Source organism: Limnohabitans sp., assembly GCF_030158565.1.
Lineage (GTDB): Bacteria > Pseudomonadota > Gammaproteobacteria > Burkholderiales > Burkholderiaceae_C > Limnohabitans_A.
Window position 1 is genome coordinate 13,109 of sequence record NZ_JAOASQ010000024.1, and the last position, 25,732, is coordinate 38,840.

Here is a 25,732-nt window from a genome sequence, read left to right on the forward strand (position 1 = left end):
ACCATGAAAAACTCTCAACGCGGCGGAACGTTCATGGGCGTCATCATCGGTCTGGTGGTGGGCTTGGGCCTGTCACTGGCTGTGGCCATTTATGTGACCAAGGTGCCCACACCGTTTTCCAACAAAAACCAGCCCCGCTCGTCCGAGCAAGACACGGCTGAGTCGCAAAAGAACAAGGACTGGAATCCGAACACGGTGCTCCAGACCAAGCCGGCAGCCGAACAGCCCCCTTCACCGATCCTGCCCAGCGCAGAAATGCAGCCCAAGCCGATCGACAAGGCTGCTGCGGCCCCAGCCGAGCCGGCCAAGCCCGATATCCGCCCGCCCGCCGTCTCGGCCGACCCGCTGGGTGACCTGGCCAAAGCCAAATCGGGCTTGTCCACACCGGCTGCCAACACCAACGCGGGCGACCCCTTTGACTACGTGATCCAGGTAGGCGCTTACCGCACCTCAGCCGATGCCGATGCCCAAAAAGCCAAACTGGCCCTCATGGGGCTGGACGCCAAGGTTTCTGAGCGGGATCAAGGCGGACGCACGGTTTACCGCGTACGCTTGGGCCCCTACGATGACAAAGCTGCCGCCGAAAAAGTGCGCACCCGCCTCGAAAGCAGCAGCATTGAAAACACCTTGGTGCGGGTACAGCGCTGAGCGCCCCACCCCGCCCAACACCCACTGAGGAGACCCCATGAAACGCCGTCTTTTTTCTGGCGCTTTGCTCGCCACTTCTGCTTGGCTGAGTCAATCCACGGCTTGGGCGCAAGCCTTGTTCAAAGCGGGCAAAGACTATTTGCCGCTGGAGCGCCCCGTGAGCACCGACGCCCCAGCGGGCAAGATCGAGCTGATCGAGTTCTTTTGGTACAGCTGCCCACACTGCAGTGCGTTTGAGCCCACATTTGCGCAATGGGTCAAAAACGCCCCCAAAGACGTGGTGGTGCGCCGCGTGCCTGTGGCTTTTCGCGACGACTTTGCACCGCAACAACGTTTGTTCTTTGCACTCGAAGCCATGAACCTGCTGGACAGCCTGCACGCCAAAGTGTTCACCGCCATCCATGCTGAAAAGCAGCCGCTCAACACCGAAGCGGCCATCCTGGACTGGGTGGCCAAGCAAGGCGTGGACAAAGCCAAGTTCAGCGAAACCTACAAATCGTTTGGCGTGGCCAGCAAACTCAAACGCGCCGTGCAACTGCAAAACGACTACAAGGTCGAAGGCGTGCCCTCCTTTGGCATTGCCGGTCGCTTTTACACCGATGGCTCGATCGCCGGCAGCATGGAGCGCGCCATCAAGGTGGCCGAATCGCTCATCGCACAAAGCCGAACACGCACTTGACCTCTGGCATGCACCCATTCGGTGCCAAAGCCCGCCCAGGCCTCGCCTGCGCGGGCTTTTTTGTGTCCAAGCTGCGGTATCGGTGTCGATATGCAGACGCTTGCGCCTACAATCAAAAAGCTTCGAACAGCAAGATTCATGCCTTTTAAAACTTTTCTCCACTTGATCGCCGGTGCCGCCCTGAGCTGGGGCCTGCTCTGTTCGCCCGTGCACGCCGAAAAAGCCGACAAAGACAAGCCCATGAACATCGAGGCGGACAAGATGCGCCACGACGAAGGTCTGAAACTGACCCAATTCAACGGCAATGTGGTCGCGGTCAAAGGCACCCTGGTCATACGCGCCGACCGCATGGAAGTACAAGAAGACGGCAAAGGCCAGCAATTGGCGCAATTTTGGGCCGCCCCCAAACAGCGGGTGTTCTTTCGCCAAAAGCGTGAAGGCGTCGACGAATACACCGAGGGCGAGGCTGAGACCGCCATCTACGACAAACAAGCCGATCAAATGACGCTGGTGCAGCGCGCTGAAGGCCGCATCTTGCGCGGCACCGAAGTGGCCAACCGTGTGACGGGCGAGAAAATCGTCTTCAACAACACCACCGAGGTGATGACCGTGGATGGCCAAGCCAAAGGTCAGGCCGCCAACGGACGTGGCGAGCGCGTGCGTGCCGTGATCACCCCCCGCAAAGAGGGCACAGACACGGCACCAGGCTCGACACCGGCGCTGCGCACCAGCCCCTCTTTGGGCGAAAGCAAAAAACCATGAGCGACACCCCCACCAGCTGCCTGGAAGCGCGACACCTGAAAAAAGCCTACGGCAGCCGCAAAGTCGTGCACGACGTGTCGATGAAAGTGTCCAAAGGCGAAGTGGTCGGCTTGCTCGGCCCCAACGGTGCGGGCAAGACCACCTCGTTTTACATGATCGTGGGCCTGGTGCGCGCCGATGGCGGCCAGATCCTGATCGACGGCGAAGACGTGACCCGCATGCCCATCCACAAACGTGCACGCATGGGCTTGTCGTACCTGCCGCAAGAAGCCTCCATCTTTCGCAAGCTGTCGGTGGCCGAGAATGTGCGTGCCATTTTGGAGCTGCACACCGACGCGCAAGGACGCCCGCTCGGCAGTGCCGAGATTGAACACAAGCTGGACGCTTTGCTGGCCGATTTGCGGGTCGACCACCTGCGCGACTCACCGGCTGTGGCCTTGTCGGGCGGCGAGCGCCGCCGCGTGGAGATTGCCCGTGCGCTGGCCACCGACCCGCGCTTCATCTTGCTGGACGAGCCGTTCGCCGGCATCGACCCGATCGCCGTAATCGAGATCCAGCGCATCATCGCCTTCCTCAAGCAGCGCGGCATTGGCGTGCTGATCACCGACCACAACGTGCGCGAAACGCTGGGCATTTGCGACCACGCTTTCATCATCAGCGACGGTCATGTGCTGGCCCAAGGCACCCCCGAAGAGATCGTGGCCAACGCCGATGTGCGGCGCGTCTATCTGGGCGAACACTTCCGAATGTGATGCGCCCTGAAGTGAATGCCGACATGCGAGTCGCCGTATGAAACCCGGTCTGTCGCTGCGCATGTCGCAGCACCTGGCGCTCACGCCCCAGTTGCAACAATCGATCCGCCTGCTCCAGCTGTCCACGCTGGAGCTGTCGCAGGAAGTCGAGCAAATGCTCGACGAAAACCCGTTCCTGGAACGCAACGATGAAGAGGCCCCGCAAGAGGCCTTTGGCCTGGACCAGGCCGACAGCCACGTGAGCCTGGGCGACCGGGTGAGCGAAAGCGCCAGCGAATCGGGCCACGACGATGGCCCCAGCGAAGTCACCGGCGAAGCCGTGACCGATGTCGCCGAAAGCTGGGACGGCGACGGCAGCGTCGAGATGCGCCCTGACGACAGCGAATGGGGCGGCGATGCCGGATCGCGCCAAAACAAGGGTGAAGACACCGCCGACGCCACCGAGCTGGCCCGCAGCACGGGCTCGCTCACCGACTTCTTGCACCGCCAGGCCCTGTCGCTGCGCCTGTCCGAAATCGACCGCGCCGCCCTGCGCTTTTTGATCGAGTCCCTCAACGACGACGGCTACCTGACCGACACCCTGCCCGAGCTCGCCGCGAGTCTGGCGGGCAGCGAGGACTACGAACAGCTGGACGAACTGGTGCACCGCTTCACCGTGGCGCTGGGCTTGCTGCAATCGCTCGAACCCGTGGGCGTGGGTGCCCGCGACCTCGCCGAGTGCCTGCGCATCCAAATCAAGGCCTTGCTGCAAGACGCGCCCAACGACGCCATCATGCAAGCCGCACTCAAGGTCTGTGGCCAGCCCATGGAGCTTTTGGCCAAGCGCGACTTCAAACGCCTGGCCGGGCTGACCGGCGAAAGCGAAGCGCTGATCAAAGCGGCCATCCCCTTCATTGCGCGGCTCGAACCCAAGCCGGGCCGCCCCTTTGTGCAGGCCGAGCAAAACATCATCGTGCCCGATGTGATCGTGACCAACCTGCGCAAGACCGGCGCGCCCAAATTCCGCATCCAGCTCAACCCCGACGTGATGCCCAAGCTGCGCGTGCACGACATCTATGCCAACGCCCTGCGCGGCGGCAAGGGCGAGTCGCACGCAGGCCTGCAGCAGCGCCTGCAAGAAGCGCGCTGGTTCATCAAGAACATCCAGCAGCGCTTTGACACCATCTTGCGCGTGTCCTCCGCCATCGTGGAGCGGCAGAAAAACTTCCTCACGCACGGCGAGCTGGCCATGCGCCCGCTGGTGCTGCGCGAGATCGCCGACGAGCTGGGCATGCACGAGTCCACCATCAGCCGCGTGACCACGGCCAAATACATGTCCACGCCGCAAGGCACGTTTGAGCTGAAGTACTTTTTTGGCTCGGGCCTGGGCACCGACAGCGGCAGCGCCGCGTCCAGCACCGCCGTGCGGGCGCTCATCAAGCAATTTGTCGCTGCCGAAAAACCTGCCAAGCCGCTGTCGGACAACCAGATTTCCGAGATGCTGAAAGAGCAAGGCATCGACTGCGCCCGCCGCACGGTGGCCAAGTACCGCGAAGCCCTGAAGATCGCGCCCGCCAACCTGCGCAAAACCCTTTGAGAGTATTTGAGTGAATTCATTGAACCTGTTCATGCCTTGCGCCGCAGGCGTTGAGGGCTTTTTGGCCGACGAGGTGCACGCCATCACGGGCCTCACGGGCCACGACCTGATGACCGGACGCGGCGGCGTGATGGCCCGCGCCTCCTGGCGCGACGCCATGCGCATCAACCTGCACAGCCGCCTGACCCAGCGCGTGCTGGTGCAGCTGTCGGTCACCGACTACCGCAACGAAAACGACCTGTACAACGCCGCCAGCGAAGTGGCCTGGGAAATCTGGTTCACGCCCAAACAGACCTTCAAGATCGACATCACCGCGCAGCACAGCCCGCTGAACAGCCTGAACTTTGCCGCGCTCAAAATCAAGGACGCGGTGGCCGACCGCTTTCGCGCCAAGCGCGGCGAGCGCCCCAGCGTCGACACCAGCTGGCCCGATGTGCGCATCTACGCGCACGTGACACCCGAAACCCTCAACCTGTACATCGACACCTCGGGCGAGCCTTTGTTCAAGCGCGGCTGGCGCACCGACAAGGGCGACGCGCCGCTGAAAGAAACCCTGGCCGCCGCCATGATCGCGGCCAGCGGCTGGGACGCCACCGTGCCCTTGTACGACCCCTGCTGCGGCAGCGGCACCATCCCGATCGAAGCGGCGCAAATCGCCTGCGGCATCGCGCCCGGTTTGCAGCGGCGGTTTGGTTTCGAGAAACTGCTGCCCTTCCAGAACCACGTCTGGCAAGGCCTGATCGAAGAAGCCCGCGACCTGGAGCACGAACCCACCGCGCCAATTTTTGGCAGCGACGTGGCCTTCCGCATGGTCGACTTTGCCGAGCGCAACGCCGAACGCGCTGGCGTCTCGGGCGTGGTCGAGTTCCGTGGCGGCGACGCGCTGCAACGCATGCCGCCTAGCGAAACGCCCGGCGTGATGCTGCTCAACCCGCCCTATGGCGAGCGCATTGCCGCCGCCGGTGTGGCCGGGCGTGGGCGCGACAGCTTCCAGCCAGGGGCCCTGGCCAGCGCGCGTGCTGCGGAGCAAAGCCACCACCGCGAAACCGCCCAGACCGACGACGGCGGCGACTTCTTTGCCCAACTGGCCAGCCACTGGAAGAAAAACTACAGCGGCTGGAGCGCCTGGATGCTCACGCCCGACCTGAAGCTGCCCAGCAAAATGCGCCTGAAAGAATCGCGCCGCGTGCCCATGTGGAACGGCCCCATCGAATGCCGCCTGTTCCGCTTTGACATGGTCAAAGGCAGCTTGAAGCGAGGCGCCAGCGAGACCCCTGCCGCATGAAGCGCGTGCTGGACACCAACATCGTGCTCGACCTGTGGGTCTTTGACGAACCCAAGGCCGAAGCCCTGCGCACCAGCGTGGAGAGCGGCAGCACGCAGTGGCTGGCCACCGCCGCCATGCGCGAAGAGCTGGCCCGCGTGCTGGCCTACCCGCAAATCGCCAAACGCCTGACGCACCGCGAACTGCCTGCCAGCGCCGTGCTCGGCCACTTTGACCGCTGGGCCCAATTGCAGCCCGACGCGCCCAAAGCCGAATACGCCTGCAAAGACCCGGACGACCAAAAATTCATCGACCTGGCCGTGGCCCACACCGCCAGCTTGCACAGCAAAGACGCGCAGGTGCTGTGCATGCGCAAACGGCTCGAGCGCTGCGGCGTGGCGCTCAACCCTACAATCCTCGCCTGATCACCGGAACACCCCATGAACACCACCGCTGGCTTGCAAGCCGAAGACTTCGACACCCTGGACAACATCCTCGACGACCTGCGCGAGCGTTTTGAAGAAACGCCGCAATGGGAGTTCTGCGAAGGCTTCATGGCCGCCATGGTCTGCTGCCGCCGCCCCATCCCTGAAGGCGAATGGCTGCCCATGCTGCTGGGCGTGGACGAAGGCGAAGAAGGCGGCAGCTTTGCCGACGATGCCCAGCGCCAGCAATTTCTGGCCTTGTGGCAACGCCGCTTTGACGAGATCCAGCTGTCGCTCGACACCCCCGTGGAAGCACTGGACGACGACAAGGCCTACGCCCCCGAAGTGATGGACGTGCGCGGTGCGATCGCCACGCTGCCCGAAGAAGAACGCGCCGAAATCGACGACAACGAAATCCCCGCCTTTGCGCAAGTCTGGGCACTGGGCTTCATGTTCGCGGTCGAAAACTGGTCCGACGAATGGGCCGCCCCCAAAGACAAAGACGCCGCCAAGTGGCACGACCTGTCGCTCGAAGCCATCGTGGCCCTGACCGAAGACGACGCCGACACCCCCACCTTGTCCGCCCTGTCCGAAGACGGCCCCCCCAGCGTGAGCGAAAACCGCCTCAACGCCTACGGCGAAGCCCTGTGGGCCGTGTACGACCTGCGCGAAATCTGGCGCAACATCGGCCCCCGCGTGGAACAAGTCATCAAAGCCGCCACCCCCGGCCGCAACGACCCTTGCTCGTGCGGCAGCGGCAAGAAATACAAAAAGTGCTGCGGCGCCTGAACTGGATCACCACGTCGCTTCGCTCGCGATGACGACATAAGCGTCATCGCGAGCGAAGCGCGGCAATCCAGCCCCCTCTTGTCCTTGCGAGCGAAGCGCGGCAATCCAGCCGTAAAGGGGATGGATCCCGGGTCAAGCCCGGCATGACCGAAGGGAAATGGATCCCGGGTCAGGCCCGGGATGACGGAAAGAGCGCTGTCACCCCCAGCCCATCCAATTTCACCCCGCGCCCCCAATGTCACCCCGGGCGAAGACCCGGGGTCCATCTGCAGCTGCATGGATGCCGGATCAAGTCCGGTATGACAAAGGGGCGTAGATACCGGGTCAAACCCGGCGTGACGAAGGGCGATGGGTAACGGTCAAGCATGTCCAGTGTGCCGCCTGATGACTTGTTTTGATATGGATTGCTGCGGCTCCTGGATCGCCACGTCGCTTCGCTCCTCGCGATGACGGAATGGGGGTCGCCAGGACCGCCTAGGAAGGGATCAGTGACGTCCGCACCGCTCAAATTTACAAGTCCTGATATTTGATTAATCGAATAAATCAAAAATAACATTTTGATTGTTTACAAAAACGAGATCGGTTGAAGAAATACAGGACATCGGCGGCGACACCATGAAGTTTTTTATCCAGCTGCCTGCATCGGTATTGCTGATTTTTTTGTGGCCCCAATGGCTCCATGCACAAAGTCTGCATCAGCTCATTGCGGCCAGCCTCGAAAGTCACCCCAGCATCCGGGCACAACAAGCTCAACTGCAGGCCAGCGAATCAGAGATCACGCTGGCACAGCAACAGTTTTTGCCCACCTTCTCACTGAGCTGGGAAAAAGCACAAAGCAACAGCCCCATGGACAGCGCCTACGCCAGCGGTCGCCCGGTGGCTTTGGCGCGCTTGCAGCAACCGCTGTGGACCGGCGGTCGCCTCACAGCGAGCCTGGACAAAGCGCGTGCACAAAACAGACTGGCCATGGCCCAACTTGGCGAAGCGCAATGGCAACTGAGCTTGCGCGTCGTTCAAGCCTATGGAGAGTGGTGGGCCGCCCAACAAAAAACCCAGGCACTGAACGACAGCCTGGCCGTTCACGCCGAGCTCAAGCGGCAAATCAGCCACCGTGCCCAAGAAGGCGCCTCCGCGCAAGGCGAAGTGACCCTCAGCACAGCACGGCTGGAACAAACCCGTGCCGAGCTGCAAAACACGCGCATGCAAACCGCAGTGGCTTTGGCCAAACTGCAGCAACTGAGCCACCAGCCACTGGAGACTCAACATCTGCAAAGCAGCACCACGCCGCCGCCCGCCATCAACACCCAGGCCGAAGACGCGCTGTATGCGCAAGCGGTCAACCATGCCCCCACACTGCAACGCCTGCAAGCACAACAAGCCATTCTGAGCCACGAGCGGGAAGAAAAAGAAGCTGCACGCTGGCCCGAGGTTTATGTGCGCGCAGAACACCAATCGGGCAGCCCCTACACCACCCAACCGTTCTCCACCAACCGCATGTTCGTCGGTTTGAGCGCCTCCACAGGCGCGGGTCTGAGCCTGATCCAGCAAATGGAAATCCTGCAGCAACGGGAAAAGGCCCTCGAAGCCGACATCGCCGCCGCACACCTGAGCCTGCAAGAACAAATCAGCACCGATGTGCAATGGCTGCGCACCAGCCAGGATCGCCTGGCCAGTCTGGCAGCGCATGCGCAAGCGAACCAGGCCATCAACGAAGCCTATGCCCGGCAATTCAATGCAGGCCGCAAAACCTGGATCGACGTGATGAATGCAGCACGCGAATTGACCCAGGCACACCTCCAGCTGTCCGACGCACAAGCCACCGCCCTGACCAGTGCCTGGCGATTGCACATCTTCACGCAAGGCCTGGCACACCTGTCGCACACGCCCTGAGAGACCGGCCCCTACACACATGATCACACTGTTCCCCGCACTGCTGCGCCTGGCACAACGACAAGGCCAATTCCTCGACAAAAACGCGGTCCTGGTCACCATGACCGACAGCGCCCAAAAGCAAACCGACCCACACAAGCAACTGCAAGCGTTTGCCCAACACTGGCCGTCATTGCACTTGCTGTGGCCGCAGCCACGCCAGGTCGACCCCACATGCCTGCCCTGCCTGGTGCATCGCCCGCAAACCGGCTGGGCCGTCTTGCACAGCCAAGCCGCCCAAGGCCAATGGGTGCTGGAGAGCTGGAGCACAGCCCAATCGGGTTGGCAAGAAATCACACTGCCCACGCTCGACGACGTGCTGGTGGCGCAACTGCGTTTTGAAAAATCCAACGACGCCAGCCCCGTTGTGGCGCAAATCAAAAGAGCCCTGGGCACACGCCGCAAAGAACTGCTCGAAGCCCTCGCCGGCAGCGTGATGATCAACCTCGTCGCCCTGGCCGCATCGATGTACAGCATGCAGGTGTACGACCGCGTCATCCCCACCTCAGCCAGCCAAACGCTGTGGGTCTTGACGCTGGGCGTGATCGGCGCCACCGGCTTTGAACTGTTGGCCAAATGGACGCGCTCGCGGCTGTACGAAAACGTGGTCGACCACGTTGACCAACACCTGGCACGCGCCGTCTATGCCAAGTTCCTGGCCATTCGGCTTGACCAAATGCCCCGCAAAGTCGGCGCCTTGGCCTCCCAGCTCAGAGGCTACGAAACCATCCGCCAGTTTCTGACCGCCAGCGCCACCCAATGGCTGGTGGAAATCCCCTTCGCCCTGGTGTTCACCGGCATCGTGGTCATGTTGGGTGGCGCGCTGGCAGCGATCCCGCTCGCGTTCCTGGCCGCATCGGTGGCGCTGGGCCTGTGGTCACACCGCCGCATCGAACAACTGGGCGTGCAGGCACAACAAGCCAGCCACCGCAAAACAGGCCTGCTGGTGGAAGCCATCGAAGGCGCCGAGACCATCAAATCCGGGCAAAGCGGCTGGCGCATGCTGACCCGCTGGATGCAAAACGTGGACCAAGCCCGGGTCGAAGAAAACCAGATGCGGCAACTTGGCGAACACAACCAATACCTGATCGCCGCCATGCAGCAACTGTCTTATGTGCTCATGGTGGCCATGGGTGCGCTGTGGGTCTCGCACGGCGAAATGACCATGGGCGCACTGATCGCCTGCACCATTTTGTCGGGCCGCATCCTCACCCCCGTCAGCCAACTGCCCAGCCAGATCACACAATGGGCGCACGCCAAAGCCGCACTCAAATCGCTGGAACAGCTGTGGGCCCTGCAAGACGACCACCACGGCATCGACCACCCGATTGTGCTGAGCAACGTGCGAGGCGACTAGCCGCCGGTTTTGGGGGCGCCACGGAATTCGATGTGACCTTGGTCTTTGAGTTGTTTGAGCCAGCGTTCGATGGTTCGCTGCGGTTTGTCACTTCGCGCAACAAGTGCTGCTGTGTTCAAGCCGGGAGACTCAGCAACGATCAGGCGCAAGGCTTCTGGACTATTTACTCCGCCACTTACTCCGCCACTTACTCCGCCACTTACTCCCTCATTGACTACGACATACCCTGCCTCATCGGATACGGCCAGGGGTGATTCAGCCTTGAGTGAAAACGTGGCCATGACGCCGCCAAACTTTTCGGCGATGTCGAACTGGACTTCCGGGTAGTCCTGCAGGGCTTTGCGGATGCGGATGAAGCCGCTGCCGTATTTTTCGATGGCGTTGACGAGGTAGAAGCCTTCGGCCACCAGTTTGTTACGCAGGCTGGAGCGGTAGCTGTCGGCCTGGACTTCGGCCACGGTCAGGCCACCATAAAAGGTACCTGGGCTGAAGATGGTGATCTGGTCGTCAAAGATTTTGATTTGGATGTCGCTGGGGTCGGTGTAGCTGCGGTGCACCACGGCGTTGAGCAACGCTTCGCGCATGGCGGGCAGCGGGTAGGCAAAACGCTCTTTGCGCTGGATGCTGCCGTCAAACTCAAATGCCACACTGATGTGCGAGACGATGAATTTCATCGCCTGCTCGACCACTTCAAACAGGGTGTCGGTGAATTGGCGGTCGTCAATGATCAGGCTGGGCGTTTTGAAGCGGCCGATGTGGACGTTGTGCCGCAGGGGCTCTTGCGCAAACAACAGCATGGCGGCCCAGGTGGGCTGGCCATTTTTCAGGTAGTTGAGCTTTTCCAGTGCAGCGTGGGGGTTGGTTTCGTCGAGTTCAAATCGTCCGTGCTGGTTGACAAGCCGAATGAAGCGACGGATTTTTTCTGATGAGAGTTGTTCTGCTCGGTGGCCTTGGGCCTCGTAAGCATCCCACGAGAGTTGCAGGGCCTGCATGTAGAGGTCGGCGATTTCACCGGTGTTCAGCGCGTGGTTGGAGCTGGCGATGCGTTTGTAATAACGCCCGCGTGTGTTGACCGGCTTGATCGGGTATTCGGCAATGCTGATTTCGACGATGGTTTTGCCGTCAAGGCTGTGGGCCTGGATGTCGGGGATCAACGTCGGGCTGGTGGCGTCTTTGATTTTGCCCAGCCATTCGTTGAGGCTTTCTTTGCCAAGCGTGGCACCTTGCACGGTGCCCCGGTCTGTCACGCCCACGAGCACGCGGCCGCCCTTGGCGTTGGCAAACGCCACCAGGGTTTCGATGCAGGCTTTGTCAAACGAGGTTTTGAATTCCTGCGTTTGGGTTTCGCCTGACTCGATCCAGTGATGGAGGGGGTTTGGGGGCATGTGTTGGGGGTGGATTGCGGCGACGTGGACTGGATCCCGGGTCAAGCCCGGGATGACGACTTGCGGCCCGGGATGACGGGTCAGGGGGGCAATGACGATGGGGCTGCTTGGGCTGGATTGCCACGTCGCTTCGCTCCTCGCAATGACGGGTCTGGACGTTACTTCAGGGTTTTGAGGGCGGCGGCGCCTATGCCGAATTGGTAGAGGATGGCGGTCCAGTCTTTGGCGCCTTGGATGAATTGGGTGTAGGCGCTGCGGCGGTCGACGACTTCGGGGATGAAGATGGAGTCGCCCGGTTGCAGGCGGGTGTTCATGAAGCTCATGTTGCCAAAGCCCACCCAGCTGCGTTGGGCGCGGTTGGACAGGACGGTGCCGTCGCCACGGATGAGCATGGCGGCTTCGAGGTCGGCTTCGCGGGTGGGGCCGGCTTTATCGATGTAGTCGGCCACTGTGCCGTTGCTGCGGTGGATGAAAGAGTTCTCGGCCAACACAGCGCCAAACACGGCCACAAAGCTGGGCTTGCTGGGCACGGTGATGCTGTCGCCGTCTTGCAGGGTCAGGGCGGGCAGCTCGGGGCGGTCGGCGTCCATCTCCAGGGCGATGCGGCCACTGGCCTTGAGGTTGCGCAGGCGCTCGAGCATCATGCGTTGGCCTGCGGCTTGGGCTTGGGAGTTGCTGATGCTGTCTTTGTCGTAGACGTTTTGCACCGTGGTGGCGGCTTGGGCCTGCACTTGGGCTTCCATGCGGCGGATGGCTTGGTTGAGGTTTTCTTGCTGCTGCACCCGTGTGGATTCGCGACTGAAAACGGTGCCATACAGATAGGCATCGCGGCTCAGGCCACCTGCGCGTTGCACCAGTTGGGGCAGTGTTTCGCCGGGGCTGACTTGGTAGATGCCGGGCACTTTGACTTCGCCGCCCAGGCGCACAAACTGGGTGCGCTTTTCCAGTGGCACGGGGATGTCGTCCACGCCAAAGATGGTGACCACGTCACCGGGCATGAGCTCGATGTTGTTGGCGGGGTCTTTGTCTTTGATGGCCTTGCCCAGGTTGAAGGGGATCAAGGTGGTTTTGACGGCTTGGGGGTCCAGGCGTTCGATGGAGGCGTAGTCCCAGTTGATTTCGGTCAGCTGGCTTTTGACGTCGTTCACAACTCGTTCAGGCTACCGCAGTGCCCGGTGGTTGCGCTGAACCAGAAATGGGCACAAAAACAGCGCCTTGCATGGCGCTGTGAAGTGGCCGAATTCTACTGGTTAACATGTAATTAGAATCGTCTTTTTATAATTCTTACGATTAAATAAACAGTGTATTTGTGATTATCTGATTAACGTTTTTTACATATGTGTTACTTTTGACGTTTGCAACGTTTTTATTATTAATTTTGTGATTTTTGAGGCGTGCCGGTAAGCTTGCCAGCGCCCTCAAAAACATGGATCCCGGGTCAAGCCCGGGATGACATTTACTGGCGCACGTGGTGACGTTAGGCAGCTGTCACCCCGCACAACAACTGTCACCCCGGACTTGATCCGGGGTCCACTTCATAGCCCTTGCGCAGCACAAATGTCACCCCGGCCCCCGAGCCGGGGTCCACGCCCTCTCCCGCGCAGCGCACACCTCACAAGATCCCGTCGTACAAATCATCCCAAGCCGGATTGGTCTTTTCGATCAGCTCGATCTTCCATTCACGACGCCAGCGCTTGAGGCGTTTTTCGTGGGTGATGGCTTCTTCGATGCTGTCGGTTTGATCGAACCAGACCAGCCGCGTCACGTTGTATTGCGACGTGAAACCCTCAATGAGTTTTTCGCGGTGCTCATGAATGCGCCGCACCAGGTTGTTGGTCACGCCCACATAAAGCGTGCCGTGGCGCTGGCTGGCGAGGATGTAGACAAAGTAAGCCATGCCCAAGGCTAAAAGCCACCACCACTTTTGTCATGCCTTTTGACAAACTCAAACGTGAGCGTTTGTAACGGCCACGGGCTTGCGATGTGGTTTGAACTTGAGAAGTGGTTTGAACTTGAGAAGTGGTTGGAGGCTTGTCACCCCGCACAACAACTGTCACCCCGGACTTGATCCGGGGTCCACTTTTTAGCCCTCGCGAAGCGCACTCGAAGTCATGGATCCCGGGTCAAGCCCGGGATGACATTTAAAAGTGCCCGGGATGACATTTACTGGTGCACGGGATGACATTTACTGGCGCACGGGATGACATTTACTGGCGCACGGGATGACGTTAGGGAGTTGTCACCCCGGACTTGATCCGGGGTCTATCTTTTAAACCTCGAGCGGCTGATTCAAGTGCTTTGCACAGACAAGCGCACGTGCTTGCCTGTTCTGGCCAGCATATCCACCAGGGCGTCGATGGTGAACTTCACCGTTTTTTTATGGATGACATCCGAGACACGGGGACGCGTCACACCCAGAATCTGTGCGGCCTGCACTTGCTTTAATTGATTCTGGTCGATCCACAAAGACAACTCACTCATCAACGCTTCCTTGATGGCCAGCTTTTCTGAAATGATCCGCTTGGATTGCAATTGCAATGCTCTGGCCTGGTCAGGTTCAAAACCCAGATCGGCAAAAACATTACCACCTGCCGGTGTTTTATGTGCGGAACCGACGGCTGAGGTCATTGCAATTTCCTTTCTTGAATGACCGCCTTGTATCGTGCGGTCGCTATATCTTTGTCGTGCTAGCTGGTCGTGCTGGTTTTCTTCTTGAAGCAGTGCAGCACATAAACAGCCTCCGGGAACTTGGCCACATACATGACCCTGAACCAGCCATCATCCAAGTTGATGCGTATCTCTTTGGTGCCCGCGCCAACGGCGTCAAATGGCTTCCAGTCATCGGGCTCTAACCCTGCTTGAACTTGACTGAGTTGATGCCCTGCTTCTTTGCGGGCGTCTACGCTGAAAACTGCATCATCTTTGATGTCCTTGAGCGAAGACCCCCGCCAATCAATTGGCTTGTTCATTTTTGTCTCCCTGAGCGCGGTCTGAATTGTATCAAAACTTGTACAAAACTGAAAAGGGAGTCATGGATCCCGGGTCAAGCCCGGGATGACAGTCAATGGCGCCCGAGATGACATTTACTGGCGCACGGGATGACATAAGGAAGTTGTCACCCCGGCCCCCGAGCCGGGGTCCACTTCACAGCCCTTGCGAAGCGCACTTCCTCAGCCCTTGCGAAGCACATTTGTCACCCCGGACTTGATCCGGGGTCCACTCTTTAGCCCTCGCGAAGCGCACTCGAAGTCATGGATCCCGGGTCAAGCCCGGGATGACATTTAAAAGTGCCCGAGATGACATTTACTGGCGCACGGGATGACATTTAAAAGTGCCCGGGATGACGTTAAACATTGAAGACGGGGGGGCTTGCGCTGAGCCCCTTCCAGTCGGGGGGGTTAATCGACCTTGGCGCCAGAGACTTTGACAACTTCGGCCCACTTCTTGTGCTCGCTCTCGATGAGCGCTGCAAATTGAGCAGGTGTGTTGCCGCTGGGAATGGCGCCCAAGGTGGCCAGGCGCTCTTTCAAGGCGGGGCTGGCCAGGGACTTGGCCACTTCTTGCTGGATGCGGGAGACCACATCGGGCGGTGTGCCTGCGGGGGCCAACAGGCCGAACCAGCTGCTGGCTTCAAAACCTTTGAGGCCAGCTGCTTCTTCGATGGTGGGCAGCTCGGGCATGGCCGCAGAGCGTTGCGCGCTGGTCACGGCCAGGGCCTTGAGTTTGCCGCCTTTGATCAGCGGGATGGCGGAGGGCAGGTTGTCAAACATCACGTCCATGTTGCCGCCCGACAAGTCCAGCAGGGCGGGACCCGAACCCCGATAGGGAATGTGGGCCATGAAAATACCGGTCTTGGACTTGAACAATTCGCCCGCCAGGTGAATGGAGGTGCCATTGCCACTGGAGGCCATGTTGAGCTTGCCGGGGTTGGCTTTGGCGTATTTGACGAAGTCGTTGACGTTGTTGATCTTGTTGGCGACGGCTTTTTCGGCATTGATCACCATCACGTTGGGCACACCCGCGACGAGCGTGATGGGCGCGAAGTCCTTGAAGGGGTCGTAGGGCAGCTTGGCATACAAGGCGCGGTTGATGCCGTGCGTGCCCACGGTGCCCATGAGCAGGGTGTAGCCGTCGCCTGCCGACTTGGCCACGATTTCGGCGCCCAGGTTGCCGCCTGCGCCGCCTTTGTTCTCGATCACGAACTGTTGGCCAAAGGCTTTGGACAGGTCAGGGGCGATGGCTCGGGCCAGGATGTCGGTGGTGCCACCGGGCGCAAAGGGCACCACGATCTTGACGGGTTTGGTGGGCCAGGTGGTCTGGGCAGATGCCGTGAAGCTGCCAAGCGACAAGGCCAGTGCGGCAACAGCGCTCAAGACGGTGCGGCGATTGAGGGGGTGCATGCTTGACTCCATTTGTTGATTTAATGGGTCACATGATGCCATGCGACTGGCCAAAAGCATGTCACCCGTGCAATCAAGCGCATCAGGGATTGCGAGCATGCTCGCCGCCTCAAAAGACTTCTTTTGTAGACTCTACAATGGAAAGCCTCAAATCTTCTAACGCCATCTGTTGCCCCGGAGCTTGCACACATGACCCTCTTTGACTCACCGATCGACCTGGCTCAGGATTTGATGGAGGATGTGCGCAGCTTGGGTCTGGTTAGCCAGGACGCCACCACCCTGAAGGCTTTTTCGCACCGGGTCCTGGCCAGTGCGAAGACCCTGGATGCCCAGGTACAGATCGACAAATACAACGGCAACGAGTTTCTGAGTCTGATCAGCCGGCTCAACCAAGCCGTCGCGCCTTACCTGGAGCAGCAGGCCAAGCCGACGGACAAGCTGGGCCCGATTCACATTTGGGTGATCGACGAAGCCGAGCGACTTTCGGCGGAGCAACAATCGATCATTTTCCGACTGATTGAGTTGTTCCCTGCCCTGCCCTTCCGGGTGATCTGGCTGAGCAATCGCCCACTGCAAGCGTGGGAAGACCATGCCAACAGCGAAAGCCTCTTGCTGGATCTGGATGCAACGCCTCTGCAGGGTGCCGCAGCCGATGCGCCCAACATGACGCCAGACCCCCTGGACGATGCACTCACTGAGACCCGCGACATGCCTCAGGCCGCCAGCGCGGCGATGCATTGGCCGGCATATGGCACAGGTCAGAACATGAAGGTCGCTGCAGGTTTGGCGGGGGCCGTTGTTTTGGCCGCACTGGCTTGGTGGTCGACATCCACCCCTGCACCGTCAGGACCGGACACCCGCGCCCCTGAACAGGCTGCGGCAAGTGCGGCATCTGAGAGCGCCGCTGCACCTGCTGCCGTGGCGGCCAGTGAGGCCGCTGCCCTTGCAGCACCCGCCGGCCCCAAGGCTGCTGCGCCGGAAGTGGCCAAGCCAGAGGCTCCTCAAAAGGCCAGCGCAGCGCCCCAAGCCGTACCGGCCCCAATGGCCGCGCCCACGGCTGTCCGCAAGGCCCTGCCCGAAGTGGCACGCACAGGCGGCCGCTGGCTCAAGGCACTGCCCGCCGACACGCTGGTGGTTGAGCACGGCACGTTCAGCAGCGCAGAGCAGGCCCAAAAACTCAAGGCCAAATACAAGGAGCTGGGCACGGCACGCATCATTGCCGTGCGCAAAGCACCCAACGCAGACGAATGGCAATACAGCGTGGTGACGGGTCCGTTCCGCTCGGAAGATCGGGCCAAGACCTATGTGTCGCGGCTGGACTGGAAGTCGAGCACGCGCATCCGGGCCACCGACAAACTCAAGCCACTGGTGGCCTCCGCGCCCTGAAGGCATTGAGGCAAAATGGACCGGCGCTTCAGCGGCGCCGTCCATTCAACCCGGGTCAGCCACTTGTTGTCGTTTGACCTGAAGCCTTCACCATGCTGAAACTCCCCTCTTGGTCCACACGCGGCCTGCGCCCCATCGGCGTGTTCACCGACATCGACGACACCCTGACCACCGAAGGCGCCATCACGCCCAATGCCTTGCAGGCTCTGGCCGACCTGAAAGCCGCTGGCTTGCAGGTGGTGCCGATCACCGGTCGCCCGGTGGGCTGGAGCGCGCCTTTTGTGAACCGCTGGCCGGTGGACGCGATCGTGGCCGAAAACGGCGCGGTGGGTTTGCTTGCCACCCCGGCGCATGGGCTGCGCAAGATTTACCAGCAAGACGCCGCCACACGTGAGCGCAACTTGGCGCGCATGCAGGCTGTTGGCCAACGCGTGCTGCGCGAGGTGCCCGGTGCACAGTTGTCGCAAGACCATGCGGGCCGCGAGACCGACATCGCCATCGACCACAGCGAGTTCAGCCACCTGCCGCAAAGCGCCATCGACGCGGTGGTGCAGATCATGCGCAGCGAAGGCATGAGCGCCACCGTGAGCAGCATCCACATCAACGGCTGGTTTGGCGAGCACAGCAAGCTTTCGGGCGCACGCTGGATCGTGCGCGAACTATGGGGCCGCGATCTGGACACCGAGATCGAGCGCTGGGTTTATGTGGGAGACTCCACCAATGACCAAGTGATGTTTGAACGCTTCCCGCACAGCGTGGGCGTGGCCAACATCCGGCGCTTTGAAGCGCAGCTGACACACCCTCCCCGCTACATCACCACCGGTGAACGTGGTGCGGGCTTTGCCGAATTGGCACAACACCTGCTGAACGGCATCGCACACACATGAACACCCCCACCCTTTTGACTTGGTCTGAAAAAGACAACGAACGCTCGGCTCTGTGGCGCTCTGACCAAAACTTGCCCGCCCGCGTGGTGCTGGCCGACGACACCTTGACCGCCGATGCGGCTTACCGTCTGGCTTGCGAGGGCACGGGCTTGCTGTGGCGCGGCGACTTTCAAAACGCCCGCCAATTGCTGCAAGCGATGGCACGGCGCATCGACAAGCCACAAAAAGTCAAACGCAAAAAAGCCGATGCAACCGCGCCTGTGCCCGGCGCGGCTTTTCACACCCACCGCCAGGCGCAAGCCCAGCGCACGCGTGTGCTGAGCCAGATCCTGATCGAGTTGAACGGCGACTACGGCATCACGCTGCGCCGCGCACCCGATGCCAAGCAAGCGTGTGCGCAAGCCTTTGGCCCCGCCAATGGGCAGTCTTCGGTGATCTCGCTGCGCGCCTTGCAGGGCGTGATCGGTGCTTTTGAGTGGCGCAAAAACGGCGTCGAAGTGCCCGCATTGGGCGAAGGCCTGCGCATCCACCCTCATTACGGCGTGTTCTCGCCGGTGCGCGGCGAGTATGTGGCCTTGGTGACGAAGGCGCCACTGCCTGCGGCCCTGAAAGAACACTCGGTGGCTTTTGACATTGGCGTGGGCACCGGCGTGCTGTCGGCCGTGCTGGCGCGGCGGGGGGCAAGCCAAGTGGTGGCCACCGACATGGCCGAGCGTGCGCTGGCCTGCGCCCGCGACAACCTGCAACGCCTGGGCCTGCAAAACCAGGTGCAGCTGCTGCAAGCCGATTTGTTCCCGCCCGGCCAAGCCGCGCTGGTGGTGTGCAACCCACCGTGGTTGCCGGCCCGCCCCACCTCGGTGCTGGAGCAGGCCGTCTACGACGAAGGCAGCCAGATGCTCAAGGGCTTTTTGGGCGGCTTGAAAGCGCACCTGTGCGAAGGCGGTGAAGGCTGGCTGATCCTGTCGGACCTGGCCGAGCATTTGGGCTTGCGCACCCGCGAAGCCTTGCTGGGCTGGATCGCCGACGCAGGCCTGCAGGTGCTGGGCCGCATGGACGTGAAGCCCGTGCACGGCAAAGCGCAGGACGCATCAGACCCGCTGCATGCGGCACGGGCGGCGGAGGTGACTTCGCTGTGGCGCTTGGGAAGCCTGTAGTCCAGCGGGCATGGATCCCGGATCTAGTCCGGGATGACACAAGGGGACAGACATGGATCCCGGATCACGTCCGGGATGACGCAAGGGGACATGGATCCCGGGTCAAGCCCGGGATGACGTAAGGGGGCGTGGGTCCCGGGTCGAGCTCGGGATGACGCAAGGGAGCGTGGGTCCCGGGTCGAGCTCGGGATGACGTAAGGGGGCGTGAGTCCCGGATCGAGCTCGGGATGACGCAAGGGGGCGTGGATCCCGGGTCGAGCTCGGGATGACGTAAGGGGGCGTGGGTCCCGGGTCGAGCCCGGGATGACGTTTGAGATGGGATAACTTGTCACCCCTGTGCCTCTGCTCATAACTTGTCACCCCGGGCGAAGACCCGGGGTCCATCTTGGCGACACTCACATATCGTCAAACACGCGCCAACACCGGCGCCAGCGCCTTGCCGGTGTGGGTGCCCAAAAGCACCAAAGCTTCAGGCGTCGTGGCGGCGACGATGCGGCCGCCGGCGTTGCCGCCTTCGGGCCCCAGGTCAATCACCCAGTCCGCTTCGGCGATCACGTCCAGATCGTGTTCGATCACGATCACGCTGTGACCGGCGTTGACCAGGCGGTGCAGCACGCTGATGAGCTTGTCCACGTCGGCCATGTGCAGGCCCACGGTGGGCTCGTCCAGCACATACAGGGTGTGCGGCGCCTTGTTGCCGCGCTTGCCCACTTCGTCACGCACTTTGGTGAGTTCGGTCACCAGCTTGATGCGCTGCGCCTCGCCACCGCTGAGCGTGGGTGAAGGCTGCCCCAGCGTGAGGTAACCCAGGCCCACATCTTTGAGCAGTTGCAGCGGGTGCGCGATGCTGGGCATGGTGGCGAAGAATTCGACGGCTTCGTCCACTTCCATCTGCAACACATCGCCAATGCTCTTGCCGCGCCAAGTGACCGCCAGGGTCTCGGGGCTGAAGCGGGCACCCCGGCAGGTTTCGCAAGGCACTTTCACGTCGGGCAAAAAGCTCATCTCGATGGTGCGCATGCCCTGGCCTTCGCAGCCCGGGCAGCGGCCTTCGCCGGTGTTGAAGCTGAAGCGGCCCGGGCCGTAGCCGCGCGCCTTCGCTTCCAGCGTGTCGGCGAACAGCTTGCGCACCGTGTCCCAGAAACCGATGTAGGTGGCCGGGCAGCTGCGCGGTGTTTTGCCGATGGGCGTCTGGTCGACTTCGAGCACGCGGTCCACGGTCTCGTATCCGCTCACGCTGGCGCAGCCCGACCACGCGGGGTACTGACCCTTGTCCATGGCGTCGCGGCCGGCCTTGGTGCTGCGCTGGGCGACGGCCGCGGCGACGTTGGTCAGCAACACGTCGCGCGCCAGCGTGGACTTGCCGGAGCCGGACACGCCGGTGATGACCACCAGGCGCTGCAGGGGGACCGCCGCGTCGAGCTGGTTGAGGTTGTGGAGTTGTGCGCGGTGGACGTGGAGCCACGGGGGACCCTCACCCCCGCCCTCTCCCGCAAGCGGGAGAGGGGGTTTTGCGCTCCCTCGCCCCTCTGGCGAGAGGGCTGGGGTGAGGGGCAACACGGGCCGTCTGGCCTGCAACGGATGCTTCATCGCATGCAACAGATACCGGCCGGTCACAGATTCGGGATTCGCCGACAAATCGTCCACCGAACCCTGCGCCACCACGCGCCCGCCGCGTTTGCCCGCACTCGGGCCGATGTCGATGATGTGGTCGGCGCGGCGGATGGTGTCTTCGTCGTGCTCCACCACCACCAGGGTGTTGCCCTTGTCGCCCAGCTTGTGCAGGGCGTTCAGCAGGATCTGGTTGTCTCGCGCATGCAAGCCAATGGTCGGTTCATCCAGCACATAGCAAACGCCTTGCAGGTTGCTGCCCAACTGTGCGGCCAGGCGGATGCGTTGCGCCTCGCCACCCGACAGCGTGGGCGCACCCCGGTCGAGCGTGAGGTAGCCCAGGCCGACCTCTTCCAGAAACTCCAGGCGGCTCTTGATCTCGGGCACCAGGTCGCGGGCGATGTCGGCATCGCGGCCCACGAGCTGCAGCTTGTCCACCCATTGGCGCACATCGCTGACCGACAGGCTGGCGATGTCGGTGATGCGCCAAGCCTCGCCGTTGGCCGCACTCAGGCGCACGGCGCGGGCCGTGGCGTTGAGGCGGGTCCCTTCGCAGCAGGGGCAAGCCACATCGGCCAGGTCTTCGATCTCGGGCTCGGCAAAGGTTTGTTCGCGGCCTTTTTCCTTGTCGTCACGCACCGAGTCGTCGAACACCTTGCGCTCGTCCTTGCTGAGCTTGACGCCCGTGCCCACGCAGTCGGGGCACCAGCCGTGTTTGCTGTTGTACGAGAACAAGCGCGGGTCGAGTTCGGCATAAGACGTGGCGCAAGCGGGGCAGGCACGCAGCGTGGAAAACACCCGGTGCTGGCCAATGCGGGCAGTGGACTCGCCGTTGAACATGGCTTCGCGCAAATTGCCCAGATCGCTCAGCACATGCATCACGCCTTTGCCATGCTCCAGCGCTTTGCCCAGCGCCTGGCGCAAGGCGGTTTCATTGCCCGGCACCACATCGAGGCTGGCCACAGGCAGCTCGATGTTGTGCTCCTTGAAACGGTCGATGCGCGGAAAGCCTTGCGTGGGCAAAAACTCGCCGTCGACGCGCAAGTGGGTGTAGCCGCGTGGCCGCGCCCAGTCGGCCAGCTCGGTGTACACGCCTTTTCGGTTGACCACCAACGGCGACAAGAGGCCAATGTGCTGCCCTCGGAACTGCGTCATCAACTGCGCAGCGATGCTGTCGGGCGTTTGCGGCTGCACCGGGGTGTCGTCGTGCACACAGTGCTGAATGCCCAGCTTGACGTACAGCAGGCGCAAGAAATGCCAGACCTCGGTGGTGGTGCCCACGGTGGATTTGCGGCCACCGCGAGACAGGCGCTGCTCGATCGCCACCGTAGGCGGGATGCCATAGACCGCATCCACCTCGGGGCGACCTGCGGGCTGCACGATGCTTCGGGCGTAGGCGTTCAGGCTTTCCAGGTAGCGTCGCTGGCCTTCGTTGAACAGGATGTCAAACGCCAACGTGGACTTGCCCGAGCCGCTGACGCCCGTGACCACGTTGAACTTGCCGCGTGGAATGTCGACGCTCAGGTTTTTGAGGTTGTGCTCTTTGGCGTTGACGATCTGGATGTTGTTGTTCTGAGCAGGTTTTTTCTTCTTGTCATCCTCGGGCTTGACCCGAGGATCCATGCCCCCGGTTTTCACCGCCGCCAGATAAGCGGCCACGCCCTCTTGAGCACCATGCACCTCCCCCATGGCCTCGGCATATTCACGCAGCGCCAGCCCAGTGTGCGAGCTGGCGTGCTGGCGCACCTCTTCGGGCGTGCCCTGGGCCACGATCAGACCACCGGCATAACCGCCTTCGGGGCCCAGGTCGATCAACCAGTCGCTGGCGCGGATCACGTCGAGGTTGTGCTCGATGACGATGAGCGAATGCCCGGCTTCGAGCAACTTGCGCAGGGCGCGCATGAGCTTGGCAATGTCGTCAAAGTGCAGGCCAGTGGTCGGTTCGTCGAACAAAAACAGCGTGCCTTTGCGGGCCAAACTCTGGCGGCTCTTGGACGCACTTTTGGCCGCCTCGGCCAGAAAGCCCGCGAGTTTGAGGCGCTGCGCCTCGCCGCCCGACAGTGTGGGCACAGGCTGGCCCAGGCGCACGTATTCCAGACCCACATCAACGATGGGCTGCAAGGCGCGGATCACGTCGCGGTCTTGCGCGAACAGGGCTGCCGCTTCGCTCACGGTCAGCTCCAGAATGTCGGCCACATTCAACAAACGCGGCTGGCCACCGATGGCTTGGCGTTCGATTTTGATCTCGAGGATTTCAGGGCGGTAGCGTTGGCCGTTGCAGTCGGGGCAGCGCAAATACACATCGCTCAAAAACTGCATCTCGACGTGCTCAAAGCCCGAGCCGCCGCAGGTGGGGCAACGGCCATCGCCGCTGTTGAAGCTGAACTTGCTGGCGGTGTAACCGCGCTGGCGCGCCTCTGGCGCGGTGGCAAAAATCTCGCGGATCGCGTCCCACGCGCCCACATAGCTCACCGGGTTGGAGCGGGCCGTTTTGCCAATCGGCGACTGGTCGACAAACACCACATCGCTCAGGTGGTCTGCGCCCAGCAGGCGGTCGTGTGCGCCGGGCGTTTCGGTGGCTTTGCCAAAGTGGCGCATCAGCGCCGGGGCCAGCACGTCCTGGATCAAACTCGACTTGCCCGAACCGCTGACACCGGTGATGGTGACCAGGCGTTGCAGCGGAAAGTCCACGCTGATGTTTTGCAGGTTGTGCTCGCGTGCGCCTTCCAAAATCAAACGCGGCGTGCTGTCGGTGACCATGCGCTTGAAACCCAGGCCCACTTGCTTGCGCCCACCCAAATAGGCGCCGGTCAGCGTGTCGGCGTTGCGCAGGTCGGCAGTGCTGCCATCGAACACGATCTGGCCGCCGCGCTCACCCGGGCCAGGGCCCATGTCGATCATGCGGTCAGCGGCCATCATCACGGCCGGGTCGTGCTCGACCACCACCAGCGTGTTGCCCGCGTCGCGCAGGCGCAGCATCGCGTCGTTGATGCGCGCCATGTCGCGCGGGTGCAGGCCGATGCTGGGCTCGTCGAGCACAAACAGCGTGTTCACCAGCGAGGTGCCCAGCGCCGTGGTGAGGTTGATGCGCTGCACCTCGCCGCCGCTGAGCGTGCGGCTCTGGCGGTCCAGCGTGAGGTAGCCGATGCCGACCTCGCAGAGGTAGCGGATGCGGGTGTTGATTTCGTCGAGGAGGAGTTTGAGGGCCTGCGCCTGGCCCGTGCTCGGCTCCTTCCCGCCATGGGCGATGCCGGGGACTTGCGCCACGGAGGGAGCCAGAGAGGCGAAGAACGTGCGCAGTTTGTCCAGAGGCAGCAACATCAGATCGTGCAGGCACAGGCCGGGCAAGGCCTCCACTTGCGCGCGGCTCCACTTCACCCCCAACGGCAAATAACGCTTCGCCGGCTTCAGCACCGCGTCGGCCTGGGCCTTCGTGCCCAGGCGCCACAGCAGGCTCTCAAGCTTCAGGCGCGCGCCACCGCAACTCGGGCACTCGGTGTAGCTGCGGTATTTGGACAAGAGCACGCGGATGTGCATCTTGTAGGCCTTGCTTTCAAGGTACTCAAAGAAGCGCTTGATGCCGTACCACTGCTGGTTCCACTTGCCCTTCCACAAGGGCGAGCCGTGGATGACCCAGTGCTTGTGCTCTTCAGACAGCTGCGCCCAGGCGGTGTCGCGCGGGATGCCTTCGGTCTCGGCATGGCGCATCAGGTCGTCCTGGCACTCTTTCCAGGCGGGGGTCTGGATGGTCTTGATGGCGCCTGCGCGCAAGGTGAGTTTGTCGTTGGGGATGACCAGGCCGTAGTCCACCCCGATCACGCGGCCAAAGCCCCGGCAGGTGTCGCAGGCGCCCACGGCCGAGTTGAACGAGAACATCGACGGGATCGGGTCGGTGTAGCGCAGGTCGCTGTCGGGGCAATGCAGGCCGGTGGAAAAGCGCCACAGGTCCTGGCCCGCGTCACTTTCCACGTACACATTGAGGCGGCCACTGCCGCGCTTCAAGGCGACTTCGATGGCCTCGATCACGCGGATCTTTTCAGCGCTGCCCAAGCGGAAGCGGTCGGCCACCACATCCAGAACCTTGCGCGGGCCGGTGGGGGTGGCCACTTCGCGTTCAGCCTGCACCTTGGTGAAGCCGCTGGCCGACAGCCATTGCTCGACCTGCTCGGCACTGGTGTTGGCCGGCAACTCCACCGGAAAAGTCAAATACAAGCGAGGGTCTTGTGCCTGGGCGGCGCGCAGCGCCAGCTCGGCATACACCGTCTCGGGCGTGTCGTGGCGCACAGGCTGCGCCGTCTCTTTGTCAAACAACTGCCCCAGCCGCGCAAACGAAAGCTTGAGGTGGTCGTTCAGCTCCGTCATGGTGCCCACCGTGGAGCGCGAACTGCGCACCGGGTTGGTCTGGTCGATCGCAATCGCCGGGGGCACGCCTTCGACCTTGTCCACCGCAGGTTTGTCCATGCGGTCGAGAAACTGGCGGGCATAGGCGCTGAAGGTCTCCACATAGCGGCGCTGGCCTTCGGCGTACAAGGTGTCAAACACCAGGCTCGATTTGCCCGAGCCGCTGGGGCCGGTGACCACCGTCAACTCGCCGGTGCGGATGTCCAGGTCAAGGTTTTTGAGGTTGTGCTGGCGGGCGCCACGGATGCGGATGAGACCTTGGGACATGGGTTGGCTTTATCGGGTGAAGGCCAAACATTCTAGGGCGCGGGCCGTGACATTTCAGGC

General features: G+C 62.0%; 20 protein-coding genes. 13 read left to right on the top strand and 7 right to left on the bottom strand.

Annotated features, from left to right (window positions below; genetic code table 11):
- Window positions 1–3: 3 nt before the first annotated feature.
- The 10 genes from Q1W40_RS04735 to Q1W40_RS04780 all read left to right on the top strand — a co-directional run bounded on the left by Q1W40_RS04735 (window position 4) and on the right by Q1W40_RS04780 (window position 10,181).
- Window positions 4–648, top strand: coding sequence for an SPOR domain-containing protein (locus tag Q1W40_RS04735; RefSeq protein ID WP_300709420.1), 645 nt, complete (start codon window positions 4–6; stop codon window positions 646–648).
- A 37-nt stretch (window positions 649–685) separates the two neighbouring features.
- Complete coding sequence (locus Q1W40_RS04740) at window positions 686–1,327, top strand: thiol:disulfide interchange protein DsbA/DsbL (protein WP_300709423.1); 642 nt, start codon at window positions 686–688, stop codon at window positions 1,325–1,327.
- Between the two features lie 138 nt (window positions 1,328–1,465).
- A complete protein-coding gene (gene lptA / locus Q1W40_RS04745) occupies window positions 1,466–2,089 on the top strand; it encodes a lipopolysaccharide transport periplasmic protein LptA (RefSeq protein ID WP_300709425.1) in 624 nt (207 codons plus the stop codon).
- Window positions 2,086–2,841 carry an LPS export ABC transporter ATP-binding protein gene (gene lptB, locus Q1W40_RS04750; protein WP_300709427.1) on the top strand — a complete coding sequence of 252 codons (756 nt, stop codon included), beginning with the start codon at window positions 2,086–2,088 and terminating at the stop codon, window positions 2,839–2,841. Before lptA ends, lptB begins: the two co-directional genes overlap by 4 nt.
- Before the next feature lie 37 nt (window positions 2,842–2,878).
- On the top strand, window positions 2,879–4,417 hold the full coding sequence (locus Q1W40_RS04755) for an RNA polymerase factor sigma-54 (protein WP_300709429.1): 1,539 nt from the start codon (window positions 2,879–2,881) through the stop codon (window positions 4,415–4,417).
- 10 nt (window positions 4,418–4,427) lie between these two features.
- Window positions 4,428–5,702, top strand: coding sequence for a THUMP domain-containing protein (locus Q1W40_RS04760; protein WP_300709431.1), 1,275 nt, complete (start codon window positions 4,428–4,430; stop codon window positions 5,700–5,702).
- The gene (locus Q1W40_RS04765) at window positions 5,699–6,106 is read left to right on the top strand and encodes a PIN domain-containing protein (protein WP_300709433.1); all 408 of its coding nucleotides are present in this window, start codon (window positions 5,699–5,701) and stop codon (window positions 6,104–6,106) included. The genes Q1W40_RS04760 and Q1W40_RS04765 overlap by 4 nt, the downstream gene beginning before the upstream one ends.
- A gap of 15 nt (window positions 6,107–6,121) precedes the next feature.
- Window positions 6,122–6,895: a YecA family protein gene (locus Q1W40_RS04770; protein WP_108326773.1), complete on the top strand. Its 774-nt coding sequence runs from the start codon at window positions 6,122–6,124 to the stop codon at window positions 6,893–6,895.
- 615 nt (window positions 6,896–7,510) lie between these two features.
- Window positions 7,511–8,785, top strand: coding sequence for a TolC family protein (locus tag Q1W40_RS04775; RefSeq protein ID WP_300709437.1), 1,275 nt, complete (start codon window positions 7,511–7,513; stop codon window positions 8,783–8,785).
- Window positions 8,786–8,804: 19 nt separating this feature from the next.
- Window positions 8,805–10,181 carry an ABC transporter transmembrane domain-containing protein gene (locus Q1W40_RS04780; protein WP_300709439.1) on the top strand — a complete coding sequence of 459 codons (1,377 nt, stop codon included), beginning with the start codon at window positions 8,805–8,807 and terminating at the stop codon, window positions 10,179–10,181.
- Here the strand turns inward: Q1W40_RS04780 and Q1W40_RS04785 are convergent.
- The 6 genes from Q1W40_RS04785 to Q1W40_RS04810 all read right to left on the bottom strand — a co-directional run bounded on the left by Q1W40_RS04785 (window position 10,178) and on the right by Q1W40_RS04810 (window position 15,966).
- Window positions 10,178–11,566, bottom strand: a complete 1,389-nt coding sequence (locus Q1W40_RS04785; RefSeq protein WP_300709441.1) for an RNA-binding domain-containing protein — start codon at window positions 11,564–11,566, stop codon at window positions 10,178–10,180. The two genes, Q1W40_RS04780 and Q1W40_RS04785, sit on opposite strands and share 4 nt — an antisense overlap.
- A gap of 158 nt (window positions 11,567–11,724) precedes the next feature.
- Window positions 11,725–12,714, bottom strand: coding sequence for an SLBB domain-containing protein (locus Q1W40_RS04790; protein ID WP_300709443.1), 990 nt, complete (start codon window positions 12,712–12,714; stop codon window positions 11,725–11,727).
- 464 nt (window positions 12,715–13,178) lie between these two features.
- The gene (locus Q1W40_RS04795) at window positions 13,179–13,463 is read right to left on the bottom strand and encodes a GIY-YIG nuclease family protein (protein ID WP_108326743.1); all 285 of its coding nucleotides are present in this window, start codon (window positions 13,461–13,463) and stop codon (window positions 13,179–13,181) included.
- A gap of 392 nt (window positions 13,464–13,855) precedes the next feature.
- Window positions 13,856–14,194: an XRE family transcriptional regulator gene (locus Q1W40_RS04800; protein WP_300709445.1), complete on the bottom strand. Its 339-nt coding sequence runs from the start codon at window positions 14,192–14,194 to the stop codon at window positions 13,856–13,858.
- Between the two features lie 59 nt (window positions 14,195–14,253).
- A complete protein-coding gene (locus Q1W40_RS04805) occupies window positions 14,254–14,535 on the bottom strand; it encodes a type II toxin-antitoxin system RelE/ParE family toxin (RefSeq protein WP_300709447.1) in 282 nt (93 codons plus the stop codon).
- A gap of 429 nt (window positions 14,536–14,964) precedes the next feature.
- Complete coding sequence (locus Q1W40_RS04810; protein ID WP_300709449.1) at window positions 14,965–15,966, bottom strand: tripartite tricarboxylate transporter substrate binding protein; 1,002 nt, start codon at window positions 15,964–15,966, stop codon at window positions 14,965–14,967.
- A gap of 189 nt (window positions 15,967–16,155) precedes the next feature.
- Between Q1W40_RS04810 and Q1W40_RS04815 the strand changes: the two genes are divergently transcribed.
- The 3 genes from Q1W40_RS04815 (at window position 16,156) to Q1W40_RS04825 (ending at window position 19,393) form a co-directional block, all read left to right on the top strand.
- The gene (locus Q1W40_RS04815) at window positions 16,156–17,352 is read left to right on the top strand and encodes an SPOR domain-containing protein (protein WP_300709451.1); all 1,197 of its coding nucleotides are present in this window, start codon (window positions 16,156–16,158) and stop codon (window positions 17,350–17,352) included.
- A gap of 92 nt (window positions 17,353–17,444) precedes the next feature.
- The gene (locus Q1W40_RS04820) at window positions 17,445–18,239 is read left to right on the top strand and encodes an HAD-IIB family hydrolase (RefSeq protein WP_300709452.1); all 795 of its coding nucleotides are present in this window, start codon (window positions 17,445–17,447) and stop codon (window positions 18,237–18,239) included.
- On the top strand, window positions 18,236–19,393 hold the full coding sequence (locus Q1W40_RS04825) for a class I SAM-dependent methyltransferase (RefSeq protein WP_300709454.1): 1,158 nt from the start codon (window positions 18,236–18,238) through the stop codon (window positions 19,391–19,393). The genes Q1W40_RS04820 and Q1W40_RS04825 overlap by 4 nt, the downstream gene beginning before the upstream one ends.
- 405 nt (window positions 19,394–19,798) lie before the next feature.
- Here Q1W40_RS04825 and uvrA read toward each other — a convergent pair whose 3' ends face one another.
- Window positions 19,799–25,672, bottom strand: coding sequence for an excinuclease ABC subunit UvrA (gene uvrA, locus Q1W40_RS04830; RefSeq protein WP_300709458.1), 5,874 nt, complete (start codon window positions 25,670–25,672; stop codon window positions 19,799–19,801).
- Window positions 25,673–25,732 lie beyond the last annotated feature (60 nt).

What these genes read in the sequence shown, in the direction of transcription:
- Q1W40_RS04735 (WP_300709420.1), top strand. Translation starts at nt 4, where the DNA reads ATGAAAAACTCTCAACGCGGCGGAACGTTCATGGGCGTCATCATCGGT.
- Q1W40_RS04740 (WP_300709423.1), top strand. Translation starts at nt 686, where the DNA reads ATGAAACGCCGTCTTTTTTCTGGCGCTTTGCTCGCCACTTCTGCTTGG.
- lptA (WP_300709425.1), top strand. Translation starts at nt 1,466, where the DNA reads ATGCCTTTTAAAACTTTTCTCCACTTGATCGCCGGTGCCGCCCTGAGC.
- lptB (WP_300709427.1), top strand. Translation starts at nt 2,086, where the DNA reads ATGAGCGACACCCCCACCAGCTGCCTGGAAGCGCGACACCTGAAAAAA.
- Q1W40_RS04755 (WP_300709429.1), top strand. Translation starts at nt 2,879, where the DNA reads ATGAAACCCGGTCTGTCGCTGCGCATGTCGCAGCACCTGGCGCTCACG.
- Q1W40_RS04765 (WP_300709433.1), top strand. Translation starts at nt 5,699, where the DNA reads ATGAAGCGCGTGCTGGACACCAACATCGTGCTCGACCTGTGGGTCTTT.
- Q1W40_RS04770 (WP_108326773.1), top strand. Translation starts at nt 6,122, where the DNA reads ATGAACACCACCGCTGGCTTGCAAGCCGAAGACTTCGACACCCTGGAC.
- Q1W40_RS04775 (WP_300709437.1), top strand. Translation starts at nt 7,511, where the DNA reads ATGAAGTTTTTTATCCAGCTGCCTGCATCGGTATTGCTGATTTTTTTG.
- Q1W40_RS04780 (WP_300709439.1), top strand. Translation starts at nt 8,805, where the DNA reads ATGATCACACTGTTCCCCGCACTGCTGCGCCTGGCACAACGACAAGGC.
- Q1W40_RS04785 (WP_300709441.1), bottom strand. Translation starts at nt 11,566, where the DNA reads ATGCCCCCAAACCCCCTCCATCACTGGATCGAGTCAGGCGAAACCCAA.
- Q1W40_RS04795 (WP_108326743.1), bottom strand. Translation starts at nt 13,463, where the DNA reads ATGGCTTACTTTGTCTACATCCTCGCCAGCCAGCGCCACGGCACGCTT.
- Q1W40_RS04800 (WP_300709445.1), bottom strand. Translation starts at nt 14,194, where the DNA reads ATGACCTCAGCCGTCGGTTCCGCACATAAAACACCGGCAGGTGGTAAT.
- Q1W40_RS04805 (WP_300709447.1), bottom strand. Translation starts at nt 14,535, where the DNA reads ATGAACAAGCCAATTGATTGGCGGGGGTCTTCGCTCAAGGACATCAAA.
- Q1W40_RS04810 (WP_300709449.1), bottom strand. Translation starts at nt 15,966, where the DNA reads ATGCACCCCCTCAATCGCCGCACCGTCTTGAGCGCTGTTGCCGCACTG.
- Q1W40_RS04815 (WP_300709451.1), top strand. Translation starts at nt 16,156, where the DNA reads ATGACCCTCTTTGACTCACCGATCGACCTGGCTCAGGATTTGATGGAG.
- Q1W40_RS04820 (WP_300709452.1), top strand. Translation starts at nt 17,445, where the DNA reads ATGCTGAAACTCCCCTCTTGGTCCACACGCGGCCTGCGCCCCATCGGC.
- Q1W40_RS04825 (WP_300709454.1), top strand. Translation starts at nt 18,236, where the DNA reads ATGAACACCCCCACCCTTTTGACTTGGTCTGAAAAAGACAACGAACGC.
- uvrA (WP_300709458.1), bottom strand. Translation starts at nt 25,672, where the DNA reads ATGTCCCAAGGTCTCATCCGCATCCGTGGCGCCCGCCAGCACAACCTC.